This is a genomic window from Halothiobacillus sp., assembly GCF_028710545.1.
GTDB lineage: Bacteria > Pseudomonadota > Gammaproteobacteria > Halothiobacillales > Halothiobacillaceae > Halothiobacillus.
The window spans coordinates 1-10557 of record NZ_JAQTTX010000069.1; the positions used below are offsets into that span (position 1 = coordinate 1).

General features: G+C 56.7%; 7 protein-coding genes. All 7 read left to right on the forward strand.

What is annotated here, in order from left to right; all coding sequences use genetic code 11:
- The first annotated feature begins 177 nt into the window (after positions 1–177).
- On the forward strand, positions 178–4233 hold the full coding sequence (locus PHD44_RS11430) for a YhdP family protein (RefSeq protein WP_300191790.1): 4056 nt from the start codon (positions 178–180) through the stop codon (positions 4231–4233).
- A gap of 24 nt (positions 4234–4257) precedes the next feature.
- A complete protein-coding gene (locus tag PHD44_RS11435; RefSeq protein WP_300191793.1) occupies positions 4258–5118 on the forward strand; it encodes a carbon-nitrogen hydrolase family protein in 861 nt (286 codons plus the stop codon).
- A gap of 106 nt (positions 5119–5224) precedes the next feature.
- Positions 5225–6328, forward strand: a complete 1104-nt coding sequence (locus PHD44_RS11440; protein ID WP_300191796.1) for a 3-deoxy-7-phosphoheptulonate synthase — start codon at positions 5225–5227, stop codon at positions 6326–6328.
- A gap of 57 nt (positions 6329–6385) precedes the next feature.
- Positions 6386–8251, forward strand: coding sequence for a DUF4139 domain-containing protein (locus PHD44_RS11445; protein WP_300191799.1), 1866 nt, complete (start codon positions 6386–6388; stop codon positions 8249–8251).
- A 53-nt stretch (positions 8252–8304) separates the two neighbouring features.
- On the forward strand, positions 8305–8928 hold the full coding sequence (locus tag PHD44_RS11450) for a MotA/TolQ/ExbB proton channel family protein (protein WP_300191801.1): 624 nt from the start codon (positions 8305–8307) through the stop codon (positions 8926–8928).
- A gap of 10 nt (positions 8929–8938) precedes the next feature.
- A complete protein-coding gene (locus PHD44_RS11455) occupies positions 8939–9340 on the forward strand; it encodes a biopolymer transporter ExbD (RefSeq protein ID WP_300191803.1) in 402 nt (133 codons plus the stop codon).
- A gap of 342 nt (positions 9341–9682) precedes the next feature.
- Positions 9683–10557: ABC transporter transmembrane domain-containing protein (locus PHD44_RS11460; RefSeq protein WP_300191805.1), on the forward strand; the 875-nt coding region annotated here is incomplete at its 3' end.

Sequence of the window (10557 nt, forward strand, 5' to 3'; positions counted from 1 at the left end):
GAGTTGCAGGAATTCATCGGTGTGCCGCTGCGCTTGCAGGCCGATGTTCACTATTTACCGGAGCAGTACGACATCGTTCTTATGTGAATGCTTCGCTTATGGCCCCGGTTAACCGGAGTGGCACGTGGCGCTGATATACTGTTCCCAAGGTAATTTCACCTAAGGTAATCTGCCGCAGTGACGCATATTCATCTGCCCCACGTCGTCCATCTCTCTTCCCGGCCTCTGCGCCGCTTGATGCGGTTTTTGCTGGCTTCTGTGGCCGTGATTCTGGTTTTGTTCGCCCTTGCGTTCAGCGCGTTGCGCGTTGCCTTGCCGCATATGACCAATTATCGGGAAGAAGTGCAGACTGTGCTGTCCAAGGCCTGGGGTGCGCCGGTGCAGTTTGGTTCGATCGATGTGGCGTTCGTCAGTTATCGCCCGCAGCTGGTGCTGACGGATCTTCGCCTGGGAAAGAATGGCCCGGCCATCTCGCGTCTTGGCGTATCGCTCGCGCCTTGGCGCAGTTTGGTTGCCCGGCATTGGGTAGCCGGGAAGATCGTGATCGACAAACCGCACCTGGCATTCATTCAGCAAGCCGATGGAAAATGGACACTCTCAGGCGCGCCGCAAACATCGCCGCAAAATGAACCGGAAAAGACAGCGAATTCATGGTCGGACTGGTTGTCCAGATTGCCGGACTTGGGCGATGTATCCATTCATGATGCCGTGGTTGAGTGGATTCGACCGGCGACATCCGATCTTCCCGAATCCCGTCAGACCATTAACCTGAACGCGACGGCGCGGCTGGCGTCGCATGGCTGGTCGCTTTCCGGGGAGCTGTTCGCACCCGGATTCGGCACCACGCCCGTTCGTTTGAGGGCGGATGGACATTTGGGCGATGAGCCAAACGCCGAAGTGTATCTGGGAACCCGTAACTGGAACCTGCCCGCCATGCAGCTGGCCGTTCGCGACTTTACTCATGGACCGGTGCGCGCTGAGCTCGGGGGCTGTGCCGAACAGGTCGAAGACCTGGATTGTTCGGCGGGGATGCCACTCATCGATCAAGGGCAACTGACCGGCGAGTTGTGGTTGCGCTTTGCCGGAACGAGTCTGCGCTCGGTTTCGGCCGATTTTGATATTTCCAACCTCAAGGTCAGCCGGATGGCGAAGATTGCGGGTGTCGGTGCGCTGGCTGCGACTCAGTCCCAGGCGGATTTGAATCGGATTGGCGGGCGGCTGATCTGGCAGAAAACTGCGGACGGTTGGCGCATGGATGCCGATGATGTCCACGTAGTGACCGCGGACGATACTTACTGGCCCGTTCATTCAATTCACCTGATCCACGCCGGAAACCGGACCGATTACGCTTCGAGTTATGTCGACCTGCATCAGCTTGCCGTCTGGTTGGCGACCGCACCTTTGCCCAAGTCATTTCTGGAATTGTTGGGGCAGAATGCGCTGCGGGGCGATGCCCGGGATATCCGTCTTCATCTGGTCGGCAATACGCTTGTGGCGGGCTATCTTGAATTGCAGCATTTCGGCAACGTGCCGGGGCGGCGCTTGTGGCCGGTCATCGGACAGTCCGATGGACTCGGCGGTCTGAACCTCAAGCTCTACAAACAGCCATCCGGCTGGCTGGCGCGTTTTGATCAGTCGAATCTGGTGCTCGCCGTGCCGGGCATGTTCCGTGAACCGATGACCATCGATGCCCTGAAAGGTGATGTGTATCTGCACGATGCCGATTCAGGGCGGCTTATGATCTACAGCCCGGGCTTGCGCATCAAGAATGCCGATCTGTTCACGGATACAAGCTTCCGCTATCAGGCCGCAGACAAGGATCATCCGGCTCAACTTGCCATCGATAGCGCATTCGGCGATATCCACGTTGCGCGCGTTCCGGCGTATTTGCCGCGGAACCTGCTGGGCAAGCATGTGCTGCACTGGCTGGATACGAATCTGGAGTTGCCCGATAAAGGGGGTGGGCAACCCGGTCGAGTGGATCGCGGGCATTTCGTATTCAATGGTGATCCGGCTCGATTCCCGTTTATCAAAGGCGGCGGGTGGTTCTCCGTGGTGTTTGATTTCAAACATCTGGATTTGCCTTTTCTACCTGATTGGCCGGCGCTCAAGGATGCCGATGGCAATATCGCATTCGTCAATCAGCAGTTCCACGCATCGATTGACCACGGAACGCTGGCCGACGTGCCGGTGGATGGCTCGCGGGTGAGTATCTTTGATCTGGACAAGGCCGCACTCGATATTGCCGTAACAGCCAAAGCGCCTTTGAGCCAGTTGATCGGGTTTGTCGGCCAAACCCCGCTATTGGGTGCCGGCAGTTTGAACGCGCTCAAGGCCACGGGACAGGCCGGGTTGGATGTCTCGGTTCGCGCGGGGTTGAAGCAAGGTGACAAGCCTGACGTAAACGGCCATTTGGTATTGAAAAACAATGGCCTGTCTCTCGATAAGACGCCGATCAAATTGAGCCAGATTTCCGGAGCCATCGATTTCCATAATACGGATTTCTCCGCCAAGAGCCTTTCTGCCCGTTTTAATGACGAACCGGCAACGATGACATTAAAGCCTGGTAAATCAGACGATTCGACCATCGTGAGCCTGCAAACGCGCCTCGATCCCCTGTTCGCATTGCGGGAGAAGCCCGTCTCGGCATTCGGGCCCCTGCTTGATCGGGTGCGCGGCAAGGCGGACACTACGATTGAGCTGAACATCCCTCATCATGGCGATAAATTTACGGTCCAGGCAAACAGTGATCTTGTCGGCGTATCGAGCCTGTTGCCGCCGCCGTTCGGCAAAGCTGCCGATGCGGTCTGGCCACTCGGAGCCGACCTCAGATTCACCGGCGGCGTTTTGCGGCAATTGGATCTTAAAGCGCAAGGCAGCGTACCGTGGCAAGCCACTCTGGGGTTTAATGATCGTGGCGCTTTGAGTGGCGGAGATGTCAGTAATCGCGCTGAAAGTGCCGACCGTTCCGTCACTGACTCTGCGATCAATCCTCCGGCGAATCTGGCCATCAATCTCAATACTCCAGTGCTTGATTGGGATGCATGGCAACCGATCCTGAGCAGTCCCGCGTTCTCCCGACCGGGAAAAGTATCTTCCAGCACGACTGTCGCGCCCTTCGACCTGAATATTCAGACCGATCGTCTCAAGGTGGCCGGTTTGCAGTTTGGCCCGACCCGGTTGAATGTCCGCTTTGCGGATGAACGGTATCTCATCAAGGCCAGCGGTGATGCCTTGGATGGTAACCTGACGTATCAACAGCCCAATGCTGCACATCCGTCCGGCCAGATAGCCATGCAGTTCAAACGGCTCCACATTGAAGATGAGTCTTCAACCAACTCGGCATCTTCCGGTCAGGTGACACCGGTAAGTTCGTGGGATCTGAAACAGATTCCCGGTGTACAGGTGATCATCGATGACCTGCGCTTCGGTAAACACCGATTGGGCAAACTTGTGCTCAATAGCGAGGCCGCCACGCCGGGGCGCGACACGCTGGAGATTCCGACCATCGACTGGCAACCGACAGCGAGTTTTCGCCTGATCGGTCAGGGTACGGTAGCCAAAGCGGGTGACAAACAGCAGACAAAATTGAACTTGTCGGCCCAGGGGTCAGATATTGGTGCTGTGTTCACGCAGGTGGCCGGCGATACTTCGCCGATCAGTAATGGGGATCTCAAACCGTCTTCATTCTCGCTATCCTGGCCCGGTTCACCGGTGGCATTTGCCCTTGAGCGGCTGAGTGGTTCCGGTGCGATTCTGATGCAGAACGGTCAACTTAACGAAGTCAATCCCGGTGCAGGGCGACTGGCCGGATTACTCAGTCTGGGGGCGATTACCCGTCGATTGCGACTTGATTTCAGCGATGTGGTCGATCAGGGTCTGCCGTTCGATTCGCTCAGCGCCGACTGGACCATTAATCAGGGATTGTTGGCGATTGATCCTCTGACACTCAAAAATGCCTCATTGCGATTGACGGCGTCGGGACAAACCCAGTTAAGCGACAACAGCCTCGACTACACCGTTAAAGTCTATGCCGATATCGGTATGCTCCTGCCCATTATCGGCACTGTGGCCGGCGGCCCGATTGTCGGTGGCGCCGTTCTGGCGATTCAGCAGGCACTCAAGACCATTGATAAAAATCCGGCACCGACGCTGGTTTACCGGGTCACCGGAACCATCGGAGATCCCGTCGTTAAAACCACCGACGCCGTTGCAGACCGCTCTACCCCATGACCACCCTTTACTGAAGGCATTCGCATGAAAAAATCAAAAATTGCCGCAATACAGCTCAATGGCAAAGCAACCTGGGCCGAAAATCAACCGGTGATCGCCCGTCTGGTGCGTGATGCGGCGGATGCCGGTGCTGAAGTGATCGTGCTACCGGAAAACCTGTATGCCATGCCGGCCGACCCTCGTGAACTATTCGCTCTGGGACTTGGCGCAGAGGGTGAAAATGCCCCATTGGACTGGTTGCAGTCGCAGGCTCGCTCCCAGGGGGTCTGGTTGGTGGCCGGTACATTGCCCATTCGAAATGATGGCAAGGGTACGGATGAAGGCAAATTATGGTCGCGCAGTTATGTGATTGATGCACAGGGTGAAATCCGGGCGAAGTACGACAAGATTCACTTGTTCGATGTCGATGTGCCACCGCGTCGGTCCGCGCAATCGGCGACCGCTGAATCCTATCGGGAGTCGGATCAATTCCTGCACGGCACCGAGTTGGTGCTGGTCGATACCCCGGCTGGACGCTTGGGTATGGCCATCTGCTTTGATTTGCGTTTTCCCGAGTTGTTTCGCCGTTTGACCGAGCAGGGCGCCGAGTGGATTTGTCTGCCTTCGGCCTTTACGGAAACCACGGGGCGGGCGCACTGGGAACCCTTGCTGCGTGCCCGTGCCATCGAAAATCAGGTATATATGGTGGCTGCCGCACAGGTCGGTGTGCATGCCAGCGGGCGCAAAACCTTCGGTCACAGCATGGTCGTCGATCCTTGGGGAACCGTGCTTGCCAATGCCAAAACCCTGGCCGACTGCTTCGTCATGGCGGAAATCGACGCCGAGGCCCAGGCGCACATCCGCCAGCAATTTCCGGTACTTGATCTGCGGCGGTTGGTTTTGTGAATTTGCTGCATGTATGAAGATGACGTACATCGCCAAGCCAAGTACTATTACCGGTTCAGGGTTGCAATGAGACACCCATTACCGATTTTGTAGCAGGCCGCAGACCATGACGCATCGTACCGATGACTTACGTATTCTCGATATCCATAATTTATTGTCGCCAGATCAGATTCGTGCGCAGTTTCCGCTGACCGAGCGCGGTAGCGAGACGGTGTACGCGACACGTCAGGCCATCAAGGCGATCCTGAACCGCGAGGATGATCGGTTGCTGGTCGTCATGGGGCCGTGCTCGATCCACGATGTTAAAGCCGCGCGCGAGTACGCCTCGCGCCTGAAAACACTTGCCGATGAAGTAAAAAACGACATCCTGCTGGTGATGCGGGTGTATTTCGAAAAACCACGGACAACCGTCGGCTGGAAGGGTTTGATCAACGATCCTAATCTCGACGGCAGTTTCGAAATCAACAAGGGGCTGGGTGTGGCGCGTCATTTGCTGGTTGATCTGGCGGATATGGGTGTGTCTGCGGCCACCGAATACCTAGATCTGATCAGCCCGCAGTATGTTTCGGATGCGGTAGCCTGGGGCGCAATCGGCGCGCGGACGACCGAATCCCAGGTGCATCGGGAACTGGCCTCCGGGCTTTCATGCCCCGTTGGCTTCAAGAACGGCACCGATGGCGGTTTGCAGGTGGCCATCGATGCGATTCGGGCGGCGGCACGTCCCCATCACTTTCTGTCGGTCACCAAGGCCGGGCACTCGGCGATTTTTTCGACTGCGGGCAACGAAGACTGCCACTTGATTTTGCGCGGTGGCAAAAAACCGAATTTTGACGCCAACAGTGTCAATGAAGCGCTTGAAAAGCTGCGAGGTGCCGAACTGCCCGAGCGGTTGATGATCGACTTTTCGCACGCCAACAGCCAGAAGCAGCACGCAAGACAGATTCAAGTGGCCGAAGAGGTCGCCACGCAGATCGCCGCAGGCAATGCCGGCATTATCGGGGCAATGATTGAAAGCCATCTCGTCGGCGGACGGCAGGATGTGCTTCCGGGGCGGCCACTCGTCTACGGGCAGAGCATCACGGATGCCTGTATCGCCTGGGAAGACAGCGTGGGCGTTATCCACCGTCTGGCCGAAGCGGTGCGGATTCGACGAGCCGGCGGCGGTGTATTGGTTGATGCTTGTGCGAGTCATGAACAGCCAGCGCATTGACTGGTACATGGATACGGTGAGCCATGAACTTCGCTCGACCAAGGCAGGATCAGAGGGATGAGCCAGAATATGGTTGAAGGAAATGCAAAGCAAAACGACGCGCTTTATTGCAACTTGAATAGATTCGCCGCCCGGCAATTCCACGTGGCGTTGCGTTGTCTCTTGCTCTGTCTGGTGATCGGGCCTTTATGGCTGATGCCCGTGACCGAAGCCGTTTCCGCAATAAAGCCCGCATCTGTCGAACAGGGCGAACCGGCGCAGACCGGTTTGACGAGCCGGATTACAGAAGTGACTGTGTTGCCTCAGGGGGCCTGGGTTACGCGCCGAATCGATGTGCCCGCCGAAAAGCTTGTCGAGCCCCTCGCTGGTTCAAAAAAAGAGCAAGTCGGCACATCAATTACCGTGCTTGATCTGCCGGGAAATATAGATCAGGAAAGCGTACAGATTTCCTCCACCGATCTGTTGCAATCCGGGCCGCTGCAATGGCAGAAACAAGCGGTGGAAACCTCGCCGGACTATGTGGCGATTGAAGCGAAAATCCATACCTTGCGCGTTCAACAGGCGGATGCGCGCGATGCACTCGAGGCCGCGCGGGTTCGCTTGAGTATTTTCCAGGCGCAGATGAGCGCACCTGCGACGGTGACGAGCAAGGCCGGGCATCAGGCAGGTGCGTTTCTTACTCAGCCGGCCGCCCGGCAGTCATTCGACAAGCTGCTGGCGGATTTGATTTCTGCGCAGCGTAAAGCAAGAAATGACCTGGATCAGGTCAATGACGCTTTGGCCAAGCAGCAGGCCCAACTGGCCGAACTTCGCAAACGGCCGGAAAAAATGAAGTTGATCCTGCCGCTTGAACGTAAAAAATCGGTGGCTGACATGATGGATTCAGGACTTCTTCCTGTCTATCTGCGCTACCGCGTCAGTGATGCGGGCTGGCAACCGGTTTATCGTGCCGATTTGATTACTACGCCGCCGACCGGTGCTCAAGCCAGGAACACGCCAGAGAAACCAGCGCTGAAGGCGGCCACTGCGAACGCGTCAGCCAACACGATTGGTGACGAGAATGCACGGCTCGACTGGTCCTTTTCCGCCAGTGTGCATCAGAACAGTGGCGAGGACTGGACGCACGTGCCGATTACCCTGTCGCTACTCGACAACCGGCGCTACTACCCGGCGCCGAAATTACCGCGCTGGACGATTGGCTTTAAGAGTGAACAGCCAGGGGTGCCTGTGCCGCAGGCTCGATCTGATCTCTCTATGAAAATGATGGCAGCCCCATCGGTGCGCCCTGTCGATGCCACAGGCTTCAATGCCGAATACAAAAGCGTGCAACCGCTCACGGTGGATAGTGGTTCGACCACCACCGTGATTCCATTGCAGCACGAGCAAGTGCCCGCAAATGCGACGGTGCTCATTGCCCCGACAATTTCACCTCTGGGTGTGCTGACAGGTACATTTATTCTGCACAATCCATTACCGCTGCCTGCCGGGCGTTGGGAATTTTTCGTCAATGGGGCGCAACTGGGATCGGCATTCCGGCAGGCCCAGGCGCCATCTGGGAAGATGAGTCTGGGATTCGGCCCTGATCGGCGTATCCAGGTCACCGTCGACCAGAAGCCGGATCAGCGAGAGGAAAACGGCATGATCGGTAAATCGACCCAGATGGTGCGCCGCACGGTGGTCGAAGTGCAAAGCCAGCACAAAGAACCGGTGGCCGTCACGGTGATCATGAATCTGCCGATCGCCGAAGACAGTGAGATCTCGGTGGAATCGCTGGCCGATACGACGCCACCGATGACCAAACAGTTCGACGGGATCGATGGCGTTTGGGCCTGGTCCAACCAGATCAAGCCGGGTCAGAAAATCACGCTGAATTTCGGCTTTCGCTTGCGCTGGCCGAGTGATAAAACCTTATCCGGCCTGTGAGCTGGTTCAGGATACGGATTGAATTGTGATATTTATTCAGGGAGTAATGCGACATGATGGAACTGGTATTGGCGGGCGGCGGGATGATGATTCCCATCATTCTGGCCTCGATTATCGCGCTGGCGATCATCTTCGAGCGGTTGTGGGCCTTGCGCTACAGCCGCCTGATGGGCGGTGACCCCGTCGGAACCGTGGAAAGCTGGATCGCAAGCAAGCAATTGACGCAGAACAAGGTTGCGGAACTTGCGCGCATGTCGCCGCTCGGTCTCGTGCTGGCCTCAGGCTTGCAGGATGTCGGGAGTGCCGAAGCCATGCGCAACCGGATCGAAGATGCCGGTCGTCATGTCGCGCATCAGATGGAGCGGTATCTCAATACGCTCGGGACGATTGCGGTCATCTCGCCCTTGCTCGGATTGCTGGGAACCGTTGTGGGGATTATTGACGTATTTCAGGCGATTACGACCAGTGGCGGCGCGGCCGGAATCAATCCCGAATTGCTGGCCGGGGGGATTTCCAAGGCACTGGTCACGACGGCGGGCGGCATCATGGTTGCCGTACCTGCCTATATCTTTCACCGCTATTTCCGTGGTCTGGTGGACGAGCGCATCATCGAAATGGAGCGTGAGGCCATTCGACTGGTCGACATGATTCATCCGACCGAATCCGGTAAGCGCTGAGGGAATCGCCATGAAATTCCGCCAAAAACCGCGAGAGGAACTGGAGCTCAATCTCATTCCATTGATTGATGTGATCTTCATGCTGCTGATTTTCTTCATGCTGACGACCACATTTATTCATGACCGGACACTGAATGTCACATTGCCGGTATCGGATCAGGGAAGCGAACAGCGCGCCCCGGTCAAGGATCACGTGATCGAAATCGCCAAGGATGGTCGAATTGCACTGGATGGACACATCCTGCCGAGCAATGACTTGTTACCTCAACTCAAGGCCATTGCCGATGACGGTCGCCCGGTCGTGGTCTGGGCAGACGCCGAAGTGATCAACCAGAAGGTCATCTCCGTGCTGGATCTGGTGCGCAGTGCGGGCATAACCAAGGTTGGCCTTGGGACAACTCCGGTCAAATGATCCATCGAGAAAGGCCCCCCGCACATAGTTGGAAGCTTTCGATAGCAGGTAAATCCCCCCTGCCCCCCTTTACAAAGGGGGGTATATCGGTGCCTCTTTTTACAACAGGGGGAACGAAGGGTATCCCCCTTTGCAAAAGGGGATAATCGGTGACTCTTTTTACAACAGGGGGAACGAAGGGTATCCCCCTTTGCAAAAGGGGATAATCGGTGACTCTTTTTACAACAGGGGAAACGAAGGGTATCCCCCTTTGCAAAAGGGGGAACAAGGGGGATTTAGAAGGGATTTGCATTTTTGCAGGCCCTTAATCAGTCACAACACCAGCCGCAAACAGAGCAGGGCATGACGACACACGATTCCACACAGTTGCACGTTTCGGGCTGGGCGACCTACCGACGTTTGTTGCGCTATACCCGCCAGTATGCTCGTGTACTGATCTTTGCAATCATCGGCATGGTGGCGGCCGGCCTGACAGAGGTGGCGTTCGCCGCCTTGATGAAGCCTCTGCTCGACGGCAGTTTCGTGAGCCGTGACCCCACCACGATTCATCTCATGCCCGCACTGTTGCTCGCCGTTTTTCTGGTGCGTGTTGTGGCCGAATTCGCTTCCGGCTATGGCATGGCCTGGGTCGGGCGATCGGTGATTCGTGACCTCAAACGCGACGTGTTCGATCAGGTGTTGCACCTGCCGGTGCGCTATTTTGACCGCGTCCCCGGCGGTGAAATTCTCACGCGGCTGAACTACCAGAGCGAACAGGTTTCCGAGGCAGCCTCCCGCGCGTTGACCACACTCATCCGCGACACGATTACTGTGTTCGGGTTGCTTGTATGGATGCTGTATCTGAGCTGGCAACTCGCCCTGTTTCTCGTGGTGCTCGCGCCCGTTCTGGTCGTGCTGGTTGGCGGAATCTCCAGAGCATTCCGCCGTCATGCCCGGCAGATTCAAAACTCCATGGGCCAAGTTTCTCATGTGGCCGAAGAGGTGGTAAGCGGTCATCGCGTCGTCAAGCTGTATGGTGGCGAAGCGTTTGAAGCGGCACGATTCGCTGCCATCAATCAAAAGAATTTCAAGGATTTCATGCGGATGCAGGCCGTCACGGCGGCTTCATCGCCGCTGACGCAGTTCATTTTGGCGATTGGCATTGCGGGTATCGTCTGGTTCGCGACGACGGGAGATCGAATGCAGACCATCAGTGTCGGTACCTTCGTATCCTTCAT

Coding starts and splice junctions, on each gene's coding strand:
- PHD44_RS11435 (WP_300191793.1), top strand. CDS start 4,258: ATGAAAAAATCAAAAATTGCCGCAATACAGCTCAATGGCAAAGCAACC.
- PHD44_RS11440 (WP_300191796.1), top strand. CDS start 5,225: ATGACGCATCGTACCGATGACTTACGTATTCTCGATATCCATAATTTA.
- PHD44_RS11445 (WP_300191799.1), top strand. CDS start 6,386: ATGAGCCAGAATATGGTTGAAGGAAATGCAAAGCAAAACGACGCGCTT.
- PHD44_RS11450 (WP_300191801.1), top strand. CDS start 8,305: ATGATGGAACTGGTATTGGCGGGCGGCGGGATGATGATTCCCATCATT.
- PHD44_RS11455 (WP_300191803.1), top strand. CDS start 8,939: ATGAAATTCCGCCAAAAACCGCGAGAGGAACTGGAGCTCAATCTCATT.